Annotated in this window: 14 protein-coding genes and 1 tRNA gene; 5 read left to right on the forward strand and 10 right to left on the reverse strand. The window is 72.2% G+C overall.

The annotated features are described in order from the left end of the window. Window positions 1–25 precede the first annotated feature (25 nt). From AC068B_RS05290 to AC068B_RS05300, 3 genes are all read left to right on the forward strand, one after another. Window positions 26–97, forward strand: a tRNA-Cys gene (locus AC068B_RS05290). Window positions 98–201: 104 nt separating this feature from the next. After that, a complete protein-coding gene (locus AC068B_RS05295; protein WP_478669084.1) occupies window positions 202–657 on the forward strand; it encodes a hypothetical protein in 456 nt (151 codons plus the stop codon). 234 nt (window positions 658–891) lie between these two features. Then, the gene (locus AC068B_RS05300) at window positions 892–4140 is read left to right on the forward strand and encodes a S8 family serine peptidase (RefSeq protein WP_478669277.1); all 3249 of its coding nucleotides are present in this window, start codon (window positions 892–894) and stop codon (window positions 4138–4140) included. A gap of 25 nt (window positions 4141–4165) precedes the next feature. Here the strand turns inward: AC068B_RS05300 and AC068B_RS05305 are convergent, their stop codons facing one another. The 7 genes from AC068B_RS05305 to AC068B_RS05335 all read right to left on the reverse strand — a co-directional run bounded on the left by AC068B_RS05305 (window position 4166) and on the right by AC068B_RS05335 (window position 13501). After that, a complete protein-coding gene (locus AC068B_RS05305; RefSeq protein ID WP_478669085.1) occupies window positions 4166–4729 on the reverse strand; it encodes an AAA family ATPase in 564 nt (187 codons plus the stop codon). A gap of 204 nt (window positions 4730–4933) precedes the next feature. Next, complete coding sequence (locus tag AC068B_RS05310; protein ID WP_478669087.1) at window positions 4934–7246, reverse strand: xanthine dehydrogenase family protein molybdopterin-binding subunit; 2313 nt, start codon at window positions 7244–7246, stop codon at window positions 4934–4936. After that, window positions 7243–9048 (reverse strand): (2Fe-2S)-binding protein, encoded by a 1806-nt coding sequence (locus AC068B_RS05315; protein WP_478669088.1) that lies wholly within the window; start codon window positions 9046–9048, stop codon window positions 7243–7245. Before AC068B_RS05315 ends, AC068B_RS05310 begins: the two co-directional genes overlap by 4 nt. Continuing rightward, window positions 9045–9950: an FAD binding domain-containing protein gene (locus tag AC068B_RS05320; RefSeq protein WP_478669089.1), complete on the reverse strand. Its 906-nt coding sequence runs from the start codon at window positions 9948–9950 to the stop codon at window positions 9045–9047. The genes AC068B_RS05315 and AC068B_RS05320 overlap by 4 nt, the downstream gene beginning before the upstream one ends. Before the next feature lie 281 nt (window positions 9951–10231). Beyond that, entirely contained in the window at window positions 10232–11860 is a 1629-nt protein-coding gene (locus AC068B_RS05325; protein WP_478669091.1) for a beta-N-acetylhexosaminidase, read from the reverse strand. Between the two features lie 144 nt (window positions 11861–12004). Continuing rightward, on the reverse strand, window positions 12005–12301 hold the full coding sequence (locus AC068B_RS05330) for a DUF3039 domain-containing protein (protein ID WP_356267418.1): 297 nt from the start codon (window positions 12299–12301) through the stop codon (window positions 12005–12007). 15 nt (window positions 12302–12316) lie between these two features. Beyond that, the gene (locus tag AC068B_RS05335) at window positions 12317–13501 is read right to left on the reverse strand and encodes an MFS transporter (RefSeq protein WP_478669278.1); all 1185 of its coding nucleotides are present in this window, start codon (window positions 13499–13501) and stop codon (window positions 12317–12319) included. Window positions 13502–13612: 111 nt separating this feature from the next. On the opposite strand from AC068B_RS05335, the gene AC068B_RS05340 reads away from it, so the two are divergent. After that, window positions 13613–14506 carry a LysR family transcriptional regulator gene (locus AC068B_RS05340; protein WP_478669092.1) on the forward strand — a complete coding sequence of 298 codons (894 nt, stop codon included), beginning with the start codon at window positions 13613–13615 and terminating at the stop codon, window positions 14504–14506. On the opposite strand, the gene AC068B_RS05345 is transcribed toward AC068B_RS05340, so the two are convergent. Then, window positions 14479–15096, reverse strand: coding sequence for a YqgE/AlgH family protein (locus tag AC068B_RS05345; protein WP_478669094.1), 618 nt, complete (start codon window positions 15094–15096; stop codon window positions 14479–14481). The two genes, AC068B_RS05340 and AC068B_RS05345, sit on opposite strands and share 28 nt — an antisense overlap. A gap of 255 nt (window positions 15097–15351) precedes the next feature. On the opposite strand from AC068B_RS05345, the gene murA reads away from it, so the two are divergent. Beyond that, on the forward strand, window positions 15352–16695 hold the full coding sequence (gene murA, locus AC068B_RS05350; RefSeq protein ID WP_478669095.1) for a UDP-N-acetylglucosamine 1-carboxyvinyltransferase: 1344 nt from the start codon (window positions 15352–15354) through the stop codon (window positions 16693–16695). Between the two features lie 79 nt (window positions 16696–16774). Here murA and AC068B_RS05355 read toward each other — a convergent pair whose 3' ends face one another. Together AC068B_RS05355 and AC068B_RS05360 are read right to left on the reverse strand one after the other, a co-directional pair. Next, window positions 16775–17056, reverse strand: a complete 282-nt coding sequence (locus AC068B_RS05355; RefSeq protein ID WP_016645140.1) for an HU family DNA-binding protein — start codon at window positions 17054–17056, stop codon at window positions 16775–16777. 300 nt (window positions 17057–17356) lie between these two features. Beyond that, window positions 17357–18787, reverse strand: coding sequence for an NAD-dependent malic enzyme (locus AC068B_RS05360; RefSeq protein ID WP_478669097.1), 1431 nt, complete (start codon window positions 18785–18787; stop codon window positions 17357–17359). Between the last annotated feature and the right edge of the window lie 138 nt (window positions 18788–18925).

Genomic DNA, 18925 nt, shown 5'->3' on the forward strand with positions numbered 1-18925 from the left:
GGTCGACGAGATCGGTCGACGACTTGGCCGTGTGCCCGAGAGGCTCAGGGGCTGGACTGCAAATCCAGTAACGCGGGTTCGAATCCCGCCACGGCCTCCGACGGCGCGTCATCGCGCCGCACCGCAGCAACCGAAGGGGTGGTCCCTCACAAGGGACCACCCCTCTCGCGTTTCCCGCGCCAGTATGGGACGGGGGTGCCTGTGGAAACTAGGGACTACATCGCGGCGGGCAGCGCATTGGTGGCCGCATCCGCGGCCTGTATCGCCTCATGGCAGGTCGTGGCGGCGAGACAGACCTCCCGCGCAGCCGACCTCCAGGCCCGCGCGGCGCTCGCCCAAGTGGAGCTGCTGCGCCAGCAGTTCACCCACGCCGAGGCCCGCATATCCGTACATCTGAACGGCGAGCCCGCCGACATCGTCGACGCCGCCGACGACGGCGTACTGACCCGGCGGCACACCGCGCCCTGCGCCACCAGGACCCTGAAGATCCGCGTCGACCTCCAATGCCGAGAGGGCGCGGTTCGGCTCACCCCGGACGCGTACCGCTTCTCGGCAGTGGTGCATCCCGAGGACCGCGGGCTCCTGTCGGTGACGCCGGTGGCGGTCCCGCCGTCCACCCTGGGCGCCGCGGAGTTCATGGACGAAGAGATCTGGTAGCGCGCGGAGACCGAGGCCGCCCGAACCCACGGGTTCCCGTGAACCATCTCTCAGAATCTCATGGGAACCACACAGACACGTAACCCCAACTAGCCGATTCGGTAACGGAGTTCGGAACACGGCTCGGCGCTCTGCATACTCCCCGGACAGCACCTCGGACCACGATTCCAGGGGGAGAACTTGCGCAACCACGCCAAGAGAGCGGGCGCGGCCACCATCGCCGCGGCCGCCGCCATGGCCCTCGCCGCGGGCACGACCGGCCCCGCGTCGGCCACACCACCGACCGCACCGACCACCAAAGCCCCGGCACCAGGGACAGGCCTCACCAAGCCCACAAACCTCACCCTCCTCACCGGCGACCGCGTCACCCTCGACCGCTCGGGGCGCGTCACCGCCTTCCGGCCCGCGAAGGGCCGTGCGCACATACCCGTGCGGACACAGCGGCTGCCGAACGGCCACACCCTCGTCCTGCCCTCCGACGCACGGCGCCTGATCGCCGACGGCAGGGTGGACCAACGGCTCTTCGACACCGCCGAGTTGGAGTCCAAGAGCAGCCTCAAACTCATCGTCGGCTACAAGGGATCCCGCACCGCCGTCACCGCCGCCAAGGCCGATGTCCGCGCCGCCGGTGCCACCACCGTCCGCAGGAACCTGAAGACGCTGAACGCCGAAGCCCTCACCACCCCGCCCCAGGACGCCGCCGCCCTGTGGAAGGCGCTCACCAGCAGCAAGGACGGCATCAGCCACGTCTGGCCCGACGCCACCCGTAAAGCCACCCTCGACAAAAGCGTCAAGCAGATCGGCGCCGACAAGGCGTGGGCCGCCGGATACGACGGCAAGAGCGTCAAGATCGCCGTCCTCGACTCGGGCGTCGACGCCACCCACCCCGACCTCAAGGGCCAGATCCTCGCCGAGAAGAACTTCTCCACCTCTCCGGGCACCGCGGACCACTACGGCCACGGCACCCACGTCGCCTCCATCGCGGCCGGGACCGGCGCCAAGTCCGGCGGAAGGCTCAAGGGCGTCGCGCCCGGCGCCAAGCTGCTCAACGGCAGGGTCCTCGACGACGCGGGCGAGGGCGAGGACTCAGGGATCCTCGCCGCCATGGACTGGGCGGCCGCAGAGGGCGCCGACGTCGTCAACCTCAGCCTCGGCGGGTACGACCAGCCCGGCATCGACCCCTTGGAAGCCGCGGTCAACAAGCTCTCCAAGGACAAGGGCATCCTCTTCGCCATCGCCGCGGGCAACGACGGCGCCGCCAAGTCGGTCAACTCCCCCGGCAGCGCGGACGCGGCCCTCACCGTGGGTGCGGTCGACGACAACGACAAGCTGGCGGACTTCTCCAGCCAGGGCCCGCGGGTCGGCGACCGTGCGATCAAGCCCGACGTGACCGCGCCCGGCGTCGACATCACGGCCGCCGCGGCACCCGGCTCGGTCCTCGAAGAGGAGGTCGGTCAGAAGCCTGAGGGCTATCTGACGATCTCCGGTACGTCGATGGCGACCCCGCACGCCGCGGGCGCCGCCGCCCTGCTCAAGCAGCAGCACCCGGAGTGGAAGCACGACGAGCTCAAGGGCGCGCTCACCGGTTCCACCAAGGGCGGCAAGTACACGGCGTTCCAGCAGGGTTCGGGACGCGTCGCCGTCGACAAGGCCATCAAGCAGACCGTGATCGCCGAACCCGTCTCCCTCAACTACGGCCTCCAGAAGTGGCCGCACACCGACGACGAGCCCGTCACCAAGAAGGTGACGTACAAGAACCTCGGCAAGGACGAGGTCACCCTCGACCTCGCCGTGGACGCCACCGACCCGAAGGGCAACCCCGCCCCCGCCGGGTTCTTCACCCTCGGCGCGAAGAAGGTGAACGTCCCCGCGGGCGGCACCGCCTCCGTCGACCTGACCACGGACACACGGCCGGGCGGCACCGTCGACGGCACGTACTCCGCGTACGTCGTGGCGAGCGGCAGCGGCCAGACCGTGCGCACCGCCGCCGCGGTCGAGCGCGAGATCGAGCGGTACGAGGTGACGCTGAAGACGATCGGCCGCGACGGCAGGCCCACCGCGCACCACGACGCGACGATGTCGGCCATGAGCGGCAAGGACAAGGGCCTCAACCTCTTCCCGGACGGCAAGACCGCCAAGGTCCGGGTGGCCAAGGGCAGTTACCTGCTCGACTGGTCGGTCTTCGTCGACCCGGACGACGCCGACAAGGGCACCGACTGGCTCTTCCAGCCCCGGCTGACCGTCGACAAGAACATGACGGTGACGCTCGACGCCCGGAAGGCGAAGCCCGTCGACATCACCGTGCCCGACCGCGACGCCAAGGCGGTGTCGGGTTGGCCGCGCTACATCTACAAGCGCTACGAGTCCAGCCCCCTCAACAACACCTTCCACGGCCTGCGCACCGCCCACCTGGGCGCGGAGGTCCCCGAAGGCTTCGGGCTGCAGTGGCTCGGCACCTGGACGAAGGGCGCGGGCACCCGCTACGACATGCTCCTCGGCGGCCAGGTCAAGAAGATCCCGACCGGCTACACCAAGCACCTGAAGCCCGCCGACTTCGCCACGCTCAAGGTCCGCTCGGGCGCCTCGGCCCCGGGCAGGTCGGGCTCCCTCGCCGTCGCCGGATACCGGCCGGAGGCGGGCGGCATCTCGCACATCTTCGAGCCGACGAAGCTGCCGCGCACCACGACGACGTACGTGACCGCGACCGGCGGCACGAAGTGGGGCATCGACTTCGACCAGTACGGCGACAAGGACGCGGACGGCGAGCCGGTCCTTGAGGGCTACTACGAGATGGCCCCCGAGACGTTCAAGGCCCGCAAGAGCTACACGAGGGCCTTCAACGTCGGTGTCTTCGGGCCCGCCCTGAACGCCGCCGACATCGGCGTCTTCCGCGAGGGCGACAAGCTGGGCGGCCGCATCCCCGTCGTCGCGGATGGCGAGGGACACGCGGGCTGGAGCGCGTACTCCGCCGAGAAGTCGACGCTCTACCGCAACGGCGCGAAGATCGCCGAGAAGAACGACGCGGTGAGCGGCGCCGAGACGTTCGAGGTGCCGTCGGGCGACGCCGAGTACCGGCTCACCACGTCCGTGCGGCGCGACCCGAAGGTGGCCACGGCCTCCTCACGCGTCGAGGCCTCCTGGACGTTCCGCTCCGAGAAGACTGCCGGCCGCACCAGACTCCCCGCCTCCACGGCACGGTTCGCCCCGAAGCTGGACCTGTCGAGCGGCGCACCGGCGGGCGCGACCCAGTCCGTCCCGGTGACCGTGCAGGGCGCCGCGGCGGACGCGGGGAATCTCAAGTCCCTTGCCGTGTACGTCTCGTACGACGACGGCGGGACCTGGAAGAAGGTCACCGTCCGGGACGGGAAGGTTTCCGTGCAGAACCCGGCGAAGGGCAAGGGCGTCTCGCTCCGCGCCAGGATCACGGACAAGGACGGCAACAAGTCGTCCGTGTCCCTGCACAACGCGTACTACGGCAAGTAGCGCTCACCACGGGGCCCGGGTGGAGTCACTTCACCCGGGCTTCGTCCAGCCTCGCCAGGATCGCGTCCACGGTCTCGCCGACCGTCAACTCCGTGCTGTCCAGCCAGAGTCCGGCCTTCGGCGTCCACTCCCGCAGGATCGCGTCCAGCTCCCCGACCGTCCACGCGCCGTACCCCGTCTTGCCGCGGGCGGCCTCGCGGGCGGCGACAGCTTCGGGGCGCGGGGCGAGCACGACGACGTACGCGGGGCTGGTGCGCACGAGGTCCACGTAGGTCTTCAACTCCTCGCCCAGGATGACGTCCTGGACGACCGCGGTGAATCCCACGTCGGCGTACGCGTCGGCGGCCGACGCCGACAGGCCGTAGCGGAGCCGGAGTTGGGCCTCGCCCGCACCGCCAGGAACGCCCTCGTACGGCGTCCCGCCCGACACGATCATCCGGCGGAACGCGTCGCCCCGCACATGTGCGGCCTTCGGCAGCCGCTCGGCCACGACCGTGGACTTGCCGGACGCCATGATGCCGGTGACGACGATGACACCGCGGGGCCCGCGGGGCCCGTCCGTCGCTTCCGCGCTTCGTTCGCTCCGCACCTCACCAGACTCTCAGGAGAGCCATGGCACCGGCCACCGAGAAAAGCGCCCCTCCGACGCGCACGGTCGTCACACTCTTCGGCCATCGCCGCTGCTGGTAGGAGAGCATCTGGAACCACTCCGCCGCCCGGCACACGTTGGTGGCCAGCACCGCGCCGCCCACCAGGGTGAAAATCCCCCAACCCGCCACGAACACACTCGGTTCTACGTCGAAGGAACCGCGACCGCCGCCTGGGGGCGGATCGGGAGGCGGTTGACCGGGCGGCCCGTCGCCGCGCGGACCGCCGAGGCGATCGCCGCGGGTGACGTCACGACCGGGACCGCGCTGGCCGCCTTCGCGCCGAACGGCGCCACGACGTCCCGCTCCTCGACCAGCTTCACGATGCGGATGTCCGGCGTGTCCAGGGCGGTCGGCAGGGCATAGCCGGTCAGGTCGGGGTGGCGGACGAGACCGCGCGGCGTGCGGAGGTTCTCCGTGAGCGCCGCGCCCACGCCCTGGGTGACGCCCGCCTCGATGCGGGCCTTCAGCTGGGCGGGGTTGAGGATGCGGCCCACGTCCTGCGCGACGGCCAGCTCCACGACCCGCACGGAACCGATCTCGATGTCGACGTCAACGACCGCGCGGATCGCGCAGAACGCCATGCCCACGAAGGCGTCGCCCTGCCCGGCCTCGTCCAGCGGCTCGGTCGGATGCGGGCGGCACTGGGCCGTGGCCCAGAGCTCCTTGCCCTCCAGGGCCTCGGTGACGGTCGTGGAGAGCACGCCGTCGTACGAGGTGATCTTGCCGTCGGTGATCTGGAGCAGCTCGGTCGACATCCCGAACTTGTGGGCGAGCGGCTGCAGGAGCTGTGTGCGGACCATCTTCGCCGCGCGCTCCACCGCCCCGCCCGACACCCAGGTGTGGCGGCCGCGGCAGCTCGGACCCGCGGGCGGCTGGTCGGTGTCGACGGGCGCCACGCGGACGTCCTCGATGCCCAGCGTCTCCTGGACGATCTGGCGGGCCAGCGTGGTGAAGCCCTGGCCGGTCTCGACGGCCGCGCAGATCACCGTCGCCCCACCGTCGTGGACCTTCACGGTGGCCGTGGAGACCTCGTCCGTGCCCTCGGCACCCAGGAGCTGGACCATGCCCAGGCCGTAGCCGACGCCGCGGCGGACGGCGGCCGGTTCGCCCGCGCCCTCGGGGCCGCCGGGCAGCAGCCACTCGTCCTCGGGGGTGTCCTTGGGGAGCTCGGGCAGCGGGGCGTCCCGCACGGCGGCGAGGAGCTCGGCCACCGGGGCGGGACACGTCACGGTCTGCCCGGTGGGCAGGATGTCGCCGGTCGCCATGGCGTTGCGCATCCGCAGCTCCGCCGGGTCGACGCCCAGCTTCTTGGCGATCTTGTCCATCTGGGCTTCGTAGGCGGCACACACCTGGAGTGCGCCCTCGCCACGGACGTGCCCGGAAGGCGGGTTGTTCGTACGGACCGCCCAGCCCTCGATGAAGGCGTTCGGCACGACGTACGGACCGCAGGCGAAGGAGACCGCCGCGGCGAGCGCCTCCGACGACGTGTCCGCGTACGCGCCCGCGTCGAGCAGGATCTGCGCCTCCACCTTGACCAGGCGGCCCTCGGCATCCGCGTGGTGGCGGTAGCGCAGGAGCGTCGGGTGGCGGTGGGCGTGGCTGAGGAAGGACTCCTCGCGGGTCGCGGTGAGCTTGACCGGGCAGCCGGTGCGCAGCGCCAGGAGGCCCAGCGGGAGCTGGAAGCCCGCGTCCTCGCGGTCGGCGGTCGCGCCCGGCACACCCGTGACGACCACCTTCACGCGGTCCGGGCTGATGTCGAAGCAGGCGGCGGCCCGGTCGCGGTCGGCGTGCGGGTCGGTGGAGGCGATGTACAGCTCCACGCCGCCGTCGGGGCGCGGCACCGCGAGGCCCGCCTCCGCGCCGATCGGCGCCGGGTCCTGGCGGCCGATGCGGTACAGGCCCTCGACGACGAGCTCGCCCGCCGCCTCCGCGTCGCCGTGCCGCAGCGGGATGTGGCGGATGAGGTTGCCGTCGGGGTGCAGCGGTTCGGCCTCGAAGGCCTTCTCCGGGTCGGTGACCGGTTCGAGCACCTCGTACTCGACGATGACGGCCGCGGCGGCCATCCGTGCGGTGTCGGGGTGGTCGGCGGCCACGGCGGCGATGGGCTCGCCGTGGTGGCGTACGACATCGGAGGCGAAGACCGGCCGGTCCGCGGTCCTGCGGCCGTGCAGCTGCTCGCCGGGGACGTCCTCGTGCGTGACGACCGCGCGGACGCCCGGCATCTCCAGGGCGTGGCTGGTGTCGACGGAGACGATGCGGGCGTGCGCGTGCGGGGAGCGCAGGACCGCCGCCCACAGCAGGCCCTCGGCCCACAGGTCGGCGGCGTAGGGGAAGGTGCCCTCCGTCTTCACGCGGGACTCCGCGGACGGCAGGGAGGCGCCGATGCCGCGCGGCGGCTGCTCGGCCGCCTGACGGTCGGCGGCGGGCGTGGTCGCGGTGGTGGCTTCGGTGCTCACGCGTGGCCTCCGTCCTGGCCGTAGGGGCCCTGCGGTCCTTCGGGTCCGGGTCCGCCGTCGTACGCGGTCGGGTGGACGCCGCCGTCACCAGGGCCTGCCTGGTGCGGGATACGGGCGTCCGCATGACCGTGCTCGTGGCCGTGGTCGTGCTCGTCCTGCGCCGAGGCCTCGGCTGCGGCGGTCGAGGTCGCCTCGCGCTCGGCGACGACCTCGCGCACGGCGTCGAGGACACCGCGGTAGCCGGAGCAGCGGCAGAGGTTGCCGCACAGGGCGCGGCGGGCCTCCAGGTCGCTGGGGGCGGGGTTGCCCTCCAGGAGGTCGTGCACGGTCATCGCCATGCCCGGCACGCAGAAGCCGCACTGCACGGCTCCGCACGCGGCGAGCGCGCGCTGCACGTCGGAGGGCTGCCCGTCGGCGGCGAGGCCCTCGACGGTACGGACCTCGCTGCCCGCGGTGGTCGCGGCGGGGACGAGGCAGGAGGCGACGAGACGGCCGTCCACCTGGACGTTGCAGGCCCCGCACTCGCCCTGCGAGCACCCGTCCTTGGCCCCGGCGAGACCGAGCCGCTCCCGCAGGACGTAGAGCAGGGACTCGCCGATCCAGGCGCCGGTGACGGGACGGTCGGTGCCGTTCACACGAAGGACGTAGGAGACGAGGGGGTGGTCGTCGTGGAGGGGGGTGAGGGTGGGCTCGGGCTCGGGGTCGGTGACGACGGTGGCCTCGGCCTCGGCCTCGGCTTCAGCTTCGGTGGTCTCGTCCGGGGCGGTCGCTTCGACCGCTTCGACCGCTCCGTCTGCTTCGTCTGCTTCGTCTGCTTCGTCCGCTCCGACCGGTGCGTCGAGTACGTCGGGTACGCCCTCGGGCTCGACTTCTGCCGGGGCTTCCACGGTCGGCTCGGGGGCCGGTACGACCTCGACGGGCTCGGCGAACTCCTCGACCGGCTCGGGCTCGGGCTCCGGCTCGGGCTCCGCGACCGGCGGCTCCTCCGACGGCACCCTGATCGCCCGCAGCAACTGCGTCTTCTCGAACCGACTCTCCGCCTGGGGCTCCTGCTCCGCAACCGGCTGGGGCTGCGGCTCCGGCTCCGGCTCCGGGACGTAGCTCTCCTGAGGAACGTCCAGGACGGGCTCGTGCACGACCTCCTGCGACTGCGTGCTCCAGGGCGCACCGGCGCCCGCCCCGGTCGCCCAGGGCGCGGCCGCGCCGCCGGGCAGCGTCGCGGGCGGCGTGCCGCCCCACTGCGCGGCGAGCGAGGACGCCGTGAACTCGCCCGATTCGTCCGGCAGATCACCATCTGCGACGGGGATCGACCACTGCCCGGTGACGTCGGAGGCGCCGGGCGCGGGAGCCGGGGCCGCCTGTCCGTACTGGTGGCCGTACTCCTGCCCGTAGGCCTGCTGCTGTCCCGCGGGCTCCGCCTCGGGGAAGCTCCACTGGCCGGTCGCCCGCGGGTCGTACCCGTGCGGGTCCGCGTGCGCGTGCGGCTCCGCGTGCGCGTGCGGTTCGGGCTGCTCCTGCGCCACGCCCGTGCCCGCGCCCGCCTCGGGCCAGCGGACCGCGCCCGTCACCTCGGGCGGCATGACCCAGGCGCCGGTGGCCGCCGGGTCGGTGGCGGCCGCGGTGGTGGGGTTGACCGTTATCTGCGGCGGTACGTAGCCGTGCCCGGGGGCGGCGAGCGGGGCGTCCAGCATGCCTTCGGGGAGCTGCACGAACGCCGTGGCGTCCGAGTCGTACTCGCCCTGCGGGTGCGGCTGCCAGCCGCCGCCGTCGGCCGTGTTCTCATCGTGCCGGTCGTCGCTCACGACAGTGCCCTCCCCAGTGCTCGTCGGGCCAGCGCGGCGACGGTGCGCCGCAGGTGCAGTACAGCGGGCGCCAGCGGCTGTTCGGTGCCGTCGGCCGCCGGGGGGTGGTCGGGGATGCACGCGGTGGCCACGTACTCACCGAAGGCGGTGACCGCCTCCGGGACGAGGCTGCCCCGCTCCCCGTCCCAGTCGATCAGGGAGGCCACCCACTCCTCGGCCTCCAGCGGCCGCAGCGGCATGGGCGCGATGGCGCCGACCGCGCACCGCACCCCGCGCCGCGCGGGGTCGAGGACCAGTGCGACGGAGGCCGAGGCCCGGCCGGGGCCGGTGCGTCCGGTCGCCTTGAGGAAGACCTGGGGGGCGTGCAGCAGCGGCACGCGCACGAAGCCGATGAGCTCGCCGGGGCGGAGCATCTCCATGCCCGCGAGCAGGTGTGAGACGGGGATCTCGCGGCGGGCGCCGCCGGGTCCCGCGATGATCAGCACGGCTTCCAGCGCGGCGAGGACGGGCAGCGCGTCGCCGGTCGGCGCCGACGACGCGATGTTGCCGCCGAGGGTGCCCGCGTTGCGGATCTGGGGCGGCCCCGCGGCGCGCGCGGCGGCGGCCAGGGCGGGGATCAGGGCGGCGAAGTCGGGGCGGCCCATGCGGGCGTGGGTGAGACCGGCGCCGAGCAGGGCGTGGCCGTCCTGGTACTGCCAGCCGCGGATCTCGCTGATGCGGGCGAGGCCGACGAGGGCGGCGGGGCGCAGCTGTCCCGAGTTGACCGAGGCCATCAGGTCCGTGCCACCGGCGACGGGCACGGCGGCGGGCATGGCGGCGAGTGCCGCCACTGCCTCGTCCAGCGTGGCGGGCAGCGTCACCGATTGCGGTGTCTGTGCCGCCTGCGGTGCGTGCGTGCTCAAAACCGGCTGCCCCTTCCCGATGCCCGGCCGCGTACTCCACATACATCGCGTAGGTGAAGCGCTCGCCGTTTCGCGACGTGTCACCGTTACGCCTGTTCCGCCGTACGGTACGTGCTCACAACCCGGACGTGGCAACTCTGGCACATCTTCCCCGGGCCCCGACGCGGGGGTCCGCTAGGAGGCATTCGTCCGCGAACCAGGCGGATGTGGCGGTTTCGCACGGCTTCCGGCGGCGCGTGCTCCCGGCGTGGGCCGCCGGGAGCACGCGCTCGGGGCCCTGCTCACAGGTTCGGGGGCGGCCCCTCGATCGGGCGTCCGAGCACGCCGGGGCGCTGGTGCCGCGGCAGCGGGCCGCTCGGCGGCCGGTAGTCGACCCCCAGGGCGTCAAGTCGCGGGTAATGGGCGGTCATTCGCCGCTCGAAGTCGGCGAAGTCCCGTTCGGCGGGGGCGGGCAGCTTCCGCCACGCCACTTCGCAGAAGGCCGCGAGGCGCGGGAACACCTGGTAGTCGACGCGTCCCTGGTGCTCCATCACCTCGGTCCAGACGTTGGCCTGGGTGCCCAGGACGTGGGCCGCCTCCTCCTCGGTGAGCTCGGCGGGGACGGGCTCGAAGCGGTAGACGTCCTCCAGGGTGCGGACGTAGGCGATGGGCATCGGCTCGTCGGGGCCGCCGTCCTCCCGGAAGTTCAGATACACCTGCTGCTCGGGGCACATGACGACGTCGTGGCCCGCCTTGGCCGCGTCGATGCCGCCCCGGTAGCCGCGCCAGGAGGAGACGGTGGCGCCTTCGGCGAGGCCGCCCTCCAGGATCTCGTCCCAGCCGATGAGCCGCCGCCCGCGGTCGGCGAGCCAGCGGTCGAAGTGCCGGATGAACCAGCTCTGCAGCCCGTCCTCGTCGCCGACCCCGAGCTCCTTGATGCGGGCCTGCGCGGTGGCCGAGGCCTTCCACTGGTCCTTGGGGCACTCGTCGCCGCCGACGTGGACGAAGGTGGAGGGGAAGAGGTCGAGGATCTCCTCGAAGACCCCTTCGTAGAAGCGGAGTACGTCTTCAGTGGGGGCCAGGACGTTCGGGCTGACGCCCCAGCTGTCCCAGACCGTCATCGCCTCGGTGTCGACGACGTCGCTGTTGCCGAGGTACGGATAGGCGGTGATGGCGGCCTGCGAGTGCCCGGGGATGTCGATCTCCGGGACGACGGTGATGTGCAGGGAGTCCGCGTACGCGACGATCTCGCGGATGTCGTCCTGGGTGTAGTAACCGCCGTGCGGGTGCTCGGTCCAGAGGGGCGAGGCGCGGTGGCCCCACCTGGTGCGGGACCGCCAGGAGCCGACCTCGGTGAGCCTGGGGTGGCGCTTGATCTCCACGCGCCAGCCCTGGTCGTCGGTGATGTGGAAGTGGAAGACGTTGAGCTTGTGCGCGGCGAGCAGGTCGAGGTAGCGCAGGACCCCGTCCTTCGGCATGAAGTACCGGGAGACGTCGAGCATCATGCCGCGCCAGCCGAAGCGGGGCGCGTCCTCGATCACCCCCGCGGGGACGGCCACCTCGGCGCCGTCGGGCCGCAGTCGGGCGCGGCGGAAGGCGTCGGGGCCGACGAGCTGACGCAGCGTCTGGGCGCCCCAGAACACACCGGCTGCCGCGCCGCCGCGGATCTCGACCCGGTCGCTGTCGATGGTGAGCCGGTACGCCTCCGGCTCCAGGGAGTCGTCGACGCGCAGGGCAAGGGAGTTGGCGGCGCCGTCGGAGCCGTGCTGGAGGGACAGACCGAGCGCGCCGCCGAGCGCGGCCCGCAGCCACCGCTCGGTGGACTCGGTGCCGGGCCCGGCCCAGAGGGTCGTGGCGGCGTCGATGACGAAGGACGAGCTCTGCGTGGCCTCGGCGCGTGCGGGCGCCGGGATGAGGTGCTCAAAGGTCATGAAACCGTAGGCTGTCACGCGATTGCACAACGCAAAAGGGGCGTTGCGGCAGGCGCAACGCCCCTCGGGCGAGTGGCCTCGTCGGGTGACCGGAACCGGTCTCGTCAGGGGCCGTGAAGGGGTCTCGTCAAGGACCGGAAGGGACTACTTCTTGCCGTCCTTGCCGCCCTTGTCCTTGTCGCCGCCTGCACCCATGGACTCGTAGATCTCCTTGCACATGGGACAGACGGGGTACTTCTTCGGGTCGCGGCCGGGGACCCACACCTTGCCGCAGAGCGCCACGACGGGCGTGCCGTCGAGCGCGCTCGCCATGATCTTGTCCTTCTGGACGTAATGCGCATAGCGCTCGTGGTCGCCGTCACCGTGCGACACCTGCGGCGCCGGCTCAACGAGGGTCCCCGTACCTGCCCCGCGCTCGGGCTCGGGCTCAAGAGTGCTCATAACGGCCAAGGGTACTCACGCCCGGGGCGTCCCGGCAGCGGCAGTGTCGGGTGAGGCGGCGGCCGGGGGCTGCGCGGGGGCCCGGTGCAGCAGGTGCAGGGCCAGGCCCGCCGCCGCCACCGCGGCCGCCGCCCAGGGCAGGTACTTGGGTGCGAGTCCCCCCGCGAGGGCGAGCCCGGCCGCCCCGGAGCCGACCGCGCTGCCCAGGTAGAGCGCGGAGTTGTTGAGGGCGAGGGCGACCGTGCCGCGTCCGGCGCGCAGGGCGAGGAGGCGGTGCTGCTGCGGGACCTGGAACGCCCAGCCCGCGGCGCCCCAGACGACGAGCGCGGGGTAGGCGGCGGCGCCGAGCAGCGGCAGGACGCCGATCGCGACGACGAGGGTGGCGACGATCCCGGTCACCAGGGCGAACACCCGGCCGGTGCGGTCCACGAGCGGCCCGGCGACGACGCTGCCGAGCACGCCGCCGATCCCCCACGCCCACAGGTAGGGCGCCACCTGTCCCTCGCCGACGCCGCCCGCCGAGTCGAGCACCGGCGCGAGGTAGGTGTAGAGGCCGAGGCTCGCCACCGCGCCCAGGAAGGAGACGCCGACGATGGGCAGCACCTTCCGGTCGGTGAGCGCCGCGAGCCGCGCCCGCATCGGCACCGACGGCGCGGCGGGCACCTCGGGCAGCCCCACCGCAAGGCCGATCAGCGCGACCGCGCCGAGCCCCGTCACCAGCCACATCGTGGCCCGCCACGACGTGTGGTCGGCGAGCAGCACGCCCAGCGGCACCCCGAGGACCGTGCCCGAACTCATCCCGCCCATCACCAGCGCGAGCGCCCGCCCGCGCCGCTCCTCCCCCGCGAGCGAGGCGGCGGCCGCGGTGGACAGCGCCGAGTAGACCCCCGCGCCGACCCCCGCCACCGCACGCGAGACGAGCAGCACGGCGAGGCCCGGCGCGAGCGCGGTGAGCCCGTTGCCGAGCGTGAAGACGGCGAGCGAGGCGACGATCAGCACGCGCGGCCGCACCCCGGAGAGCAGCCCGGCGACGAGCGGCGCGCTCACCGCGTACGCGAGGGTGAAGACGGTGACCATCTGCCCGGCGAGCGAGACGGTCGTCCCCAGGTCGTCGGCGACCACCGGCAGCAGCCCCGCCATCACATAGGCGTCGAGCCCCAGCGTGAAGGACCCCACCATCAACAGCCACACCTTGCGCACAGCGCTCAACTCCCCTGTCTCCTCGCGCCGCTTCGCACGGCGAGTGGGAAACGTAGGCACCCTCCGCATCCCGGGGGAAATGCCTGCGGCGCTCATTTATGCTGGGGCGGCATGGATCACGTACCGGACGGTGTCGAACTGCGCCACCTGCGAGGCTTCCTCGCCGTCGCCGACGAGTTGAGCTTCACGCACGCCGCCGCGGCCCTGCGCGTCGGGCAGCCCGCACTCACGCGGACCGTGCGGGCCTTGGAGGACGCCCTCGCCACCCGCCTCCTGGAGCGGACCACGCGGCGCGTCGAACTCACCGAGGCCGGCAGCCGACTGCGCGACGAGCTGGCGCCACTGCTCTCCCGGATCGACGGGGCGCTGCGCACCGCGGGCAGCGAGCCGCCCCTCCTGCGGCTCGGGTTCACCTCGCTCCTGCCGCAGGCCTGCGCGGAGCTCGTCCACGCCTTCAAGGCGGCGACCGGCGCGGGGGTGCGGCTCGTGCGGCGCGACGAGCCGCTCGCCGGGCTCCTGTCGGGCGCGTGCGACGTCGCGGTCGTACGGGGCGACGTGCCGTCCGGCGCCGCGGTCCGCACCCGGGTGCTGCTGCGGGAGCCGCGCGTCGCCGTCGTCGCGCGGGGGGCCGCGGAGCTGGCGGGGCGCCGCGTGGTCGACTGGGCTGAGCTCGCCGATCTGCCGCTGGTCGTGAACACGGTGACCGGCACGACAAGACCGGAACTGTGGCCCCCGGAGCGTCGGCCCCGGCTCGCCTGCACCGCCGACAACCTCGACGAGTGGCTGGAGGCGGTGGCCGCGGGGCACGGGGTGGGCATCGCCCCCGAACCGGTGGCCCGCAGGAACACCCACCCGTCGCTGCGCTGCGTACGCCTGAAGAACGCCCCGTCCGTCACCGTGCACCTGGCGATCCCCGCCAGGGACGCCCATCCGCTGGCCGAGCGGTACCTGCACCAGTCCCGGCAGTCCGGCTCCCGTCAGTTCAGCGACGGGTCGTCCGGATAGGTCGCCACCATCGCGAGCTCGCTGCGCTGGCGCCGCAGCACCGCCCGCCACAGCCGCTCCGGGTCCGGCGACGAGACGTCACCCGGCTCGGACTCGACCACGTACCAGGCGCCGTCCGCCAGCTCGTTCTCCAGCTGCCCGGGGCCCCAGCCCGAATAGCCCGCGAAGATCCGCAGGGAGCCGAGGGCCGCGGCGAGGAGCTCCGGCGGGGCCTCCAGGTCGACGAGGCCGATCGCGCCGTGCACACGGCGGAAGCCGATGGGGTCCGCGGGGACGGGGGACCGCGCACCGGCCCGCCGCCGGGCGGCGCGCGGCGGCGCGCCCTTCTCACCGGGGATCACCGCGACCCCGAGCGCCGAGTCCAGCGAGACGGGACCGCCCTGGAAGACCACCCCCGGCGCGCCCGCCAGCTCCCCCCAGCCCTCCAGGATGTCGGTGACGTCCACCGGCGTCGGGCGGTTCAGGACAACGCCGAGCGAGCCCTTCTCGTCGTGGTCGAGGAGCAGCACCACCGCGCGGTCGAAGTTCGGGTCCGCCAGGGCCGGTGTGGCCACGAGCAGCCGGCCTGTGAGCGAGGACACCTCGGTCATGGACCACATGATCCCGCATCTTTGCCCTGCGCGGGGAGGCAATGCGCATACCGGAGTGAATGCAGCTCAGGGCCCGGAAGAGGCGGCCGGGACGCACGTCGCGGGTGGTGACCCGGTGTGTCCGGTTCCGCACGGTTCGTGTTGTCACGAACTCATGACGTGGTTTGTGCGTCCGCAGCCTTACGGAAGGGGGGTACGCGGCCATTACGCTTGGCCCTTTGGTCCCCCCGTCCAGCCAATCGGAACGCGAGATTCATGACCGTCACCGATGATGTCCTGCTTGTCCATGGCGGTACCCCGCTCGAGGGCGAGATCCGTGTCCGCGGCGCGAAGAACCTCGTGCCAAAGGCCATGGTGGCCGCGCTGCTCGGCAGCGCCCCGAGCCGGCTGCGCAATGTCCCCGACATCCGTGACGTACGCGTCGTGCGCGGCCTGCTGCAGCTGCACGGCGTCACGGTCCGCCCCGGCGAGGAGCCGGGCGAGCTCATCATGGACCCCTCCCACGTGGAGAGCGCGAACGTCGCCGACATCGACGCCCACGCGGGCTCGTCGCGCATTCCGATCCTCTTCTGCGGCCCCCTGCTGCACCGCCTCGGGCACGCCTTCATCCCCGGCCTCGGCGGCTGCGACATCGGCGGCCGTCCGATCGACTTCCACTTCGAGGTGCTCCGCCAGTTCGGCGCCACCATCGAGAAGCGCGAGGGCGGTCAGTACCTGGAGGCCCCGCAGCGCCTGCGCGGCACCAAGATCCGTCTGCCGTACCCGTCCGTGGGCGCCACCGAGCAGGTCCTGCTCACCGCCGTGCTCGCGGAGGGCGTGACCGAGCTCTCGAACGCCGCGGTCGAGCCCGAGATCGAGGACCTGATCTGCGTCCTGCAGAAAATGGGCGCGATCATCGCCATGGACACGGACCGGACCATCCGGATCACCGGTGTCGACAGCCTCGGCGGCTACAACCACCACGCCCTCTCGGACCGCCTGGAGGCTGCCTCCTGGGCTTCCGCGGCCCTGGCGACCGAAGGCAACATCTACGTCCGCGGCGCCCAGCAGCGCTCGATGATGACCTTCCTGAACACCTACCGGAAGGTGGGCGGTGCCTTCGAGATCGACGACGAGGGCATCCGCTTCTGGCACCCGGGCGGCTCGCTCAACGCGATCGCCCTGGAGACGGACGTGCACCCCGGCTTCCAGACCGACTGGCAGCAGCCGCTCGTCGTGGCCCTGACGCAGGCCGCGGGCCTGTCCATCGTCCACGAGACGGTCTACGAGTCCCGGCTCGGCTTCACCTCGGCGCTCAACCAGATGGGCGCGCACATCCAGCTCTACCGCGAGTGCCTGGGCGGCTCCGACTGCCGCTTCGGCCAGCGGAACTTCCTCCACTCGGCGGTCGTCAGCGGCCCCACGAAGCTCCAGGGCGCCGATCTGGTCATCCCGGACCTGCGCGGCGGCTTCTCGTACCTCATCGCGGCCCTGGCGGCGCAGGGCACGTCCCGTGTCCACGGCATCGACCTGATCAACCGCGGCTACGAGAACTTCATGGCGAAGCTCGTGGAGCTCGGCGCGAAGGTCGAGCTGCCCGGCAAGGCCCCGCTGGCCTGACGGCAGGCACGGCAAGCACCACGGCACGCGAAAGAGGCGGCCACCCGAATGGGTGGCCGCCTCTTTCAGCTGCTCGGGGCTACTTGCCCTTCGCCGCTTCCTTCAGCTTGGAACCAGCCGAAACCTTGACGCTGTAACCGGCCGGGATGTTGATCGGCTCGCCGGTCTGCGGGTTGCGGGCGGTGCGAGCGGCACGGTGGGTGCGCTCGAAGGTCAGGAAGCCGGGGATGGTGACCTTCTCGTCGCCCTTGGCAACGATCTCGCCGACGGTCTCGGCGAACGCGGCCAGCACGGCGTCGGCGTCCTTGCGGGTCACCTCGGCGCGGTCGGCCAGCGCGGCCACCAGCTCACTGCGGTTCATGTTTGTACTCCCGTGTTCTTTTGCCGTTGAGGCGTGCCACGCGGCAGAGCCGCATGATGGGCACAGCGAAGACGATGCTGCCAGGGTCCTCGGACAGTCCCCGGACCCGGGTCTGACCTCAGACCCTCGCGCCCGATTACGCATCCTGCCCCCACCTGCGGCGGGAAAGCCAATCCGGCGCCCTTGGGGGTCACACGAAAAGCGTCCGCCGCCCCTGAAATGCCGGGGGCCGGGAGGGCTATCTGCCAAGCCACCCTAGAGGGGCCCCGTGGGGCCCGGGTCCCGCGACGCGCCGTGTCGCTAGGCCGTGGCGCCTGTCACAGCGGCGCCCGCGGCCTTCGCGGCGGTGCGCACGGCGTCCGCCACGGCGGGTGCGACCTTGTCGTTGAAGACGCTGGGGATGATGTAGTTCCGGTTCAGCTCGTCCTCGGCGACGACGTCCGCCAGGGCGCCCGCGGCGGCCAGCATCATCTCCGTGTTGACCGTGCGCGACTGGGCGTCCAGGAGGCCGCGGAAGACGCCGGGGAAGACCAGGACGTTGTTGATCTGGTTCGGGAAGTCCGAGCGCCCGGTGGCGACAACTGCCGCCGTCTGGCGGGCGATCGCCGGGTCGACCTCGGGGTCCGGGTTCGCGAGCGCGAACACGATGGCGTCATCGGCCATCGCGGCGACATCGTCGCCGTTCAGCACGTTCGGAGCCGACACGCCGATGAAGACGTCGGCGCCGACGACGGCCTCCTTGAGGGTGCCCGTGAGGCCCTCGGGGTTGGTGTTGTCGGCGATCCAGCGCAGCGGCGAGTCCGCCTCGGCGCCCACCAGGTCCTCGCGGTCGGCGTGCACGACGCCGTGGATGTCGGCCACGACGGCGTTCTTGACGCCAGCGGCGAGCAGCAGCTTGAGGATGGCCGTACCGGCCGCGCCCGCGCCCGACATGACCACGCGCACGTCGCCGATGCCCTTGCCCACCACGCGCAGGGCGTTGGTGAGGGAGGCGAGGACGACGATGGCGGTGCCGTGCTGGTCGTCGTGGAAGACGGGGATGTCGAGGGCCTCGCGCAGCCGGGCCTCGATCTCGAAGCAGCGGGGCGCCGAGATGTCCTCCAGGTTGATGCCCGCGAAGCCGGGGGCGATGGCCTTGACGATCTCGACGATGGCGTCGGTGTCCTGGGTGTCCAGGCAGATCGGCCAGGCGTCGATACCGGCGAAGCGCTTGAAGAGGGCCGCCTTGCCCTCCATGACCGGCAGCGCGGCCTTCGGGCCGATGTTGCCGAGGCCCAGAACGGCCGATCCGTCCGTTACGACCGCAACGGAGTTGCGCTTGATGGTCAGACGGCGCGCGTCCTCGGGGTTCTCCGCGATCGCCATGCAGACCCGGGCGACGCCCGGGGTGTAGACCATGGAGAGGTCGTCACGGTTCCTGATGGGGTGCTTGGACTGCATCTCGATCTTGCCGCCGAGGTGCATCAGGAACGTACGGTCGGAGACCTTGCCGAGGGTGACGCCCTCGATGGTGCGCAGCTGCTCGACGATCTCGTCGGCGTGCGTGGTGGAGGACGCCGCGATCGTCACGTCGATCCGCAGCATCTCGTGGCCGGAGGCCGTGACGTCGAGGCCGGTGACCGAGCCCCCGGATGACTCGACGGCCGTGGTGAGCTGGGAGACCGCCGTTCCGCTCGCGGGCACCTCCAGCCGGACCGTCATCGAGTAGGAGACGCTGGGCGCCGTTGCCATGGCCGACTTCCTCTGCTTTCACCTTGTAGCTCTTGCCGTCCGATGGTCGCACCTACCGCCGAGTACGTGGTAGCCGCCCCGGATTGAGAACGTTTTGTTCACCGGCCAGTGCGCTGCGTTTTTGGAAACTTGTTTCCA

The sequence above is a fragment of the Streptomyces sp. NPDC042371 genome (assembly GCF_056437465.1).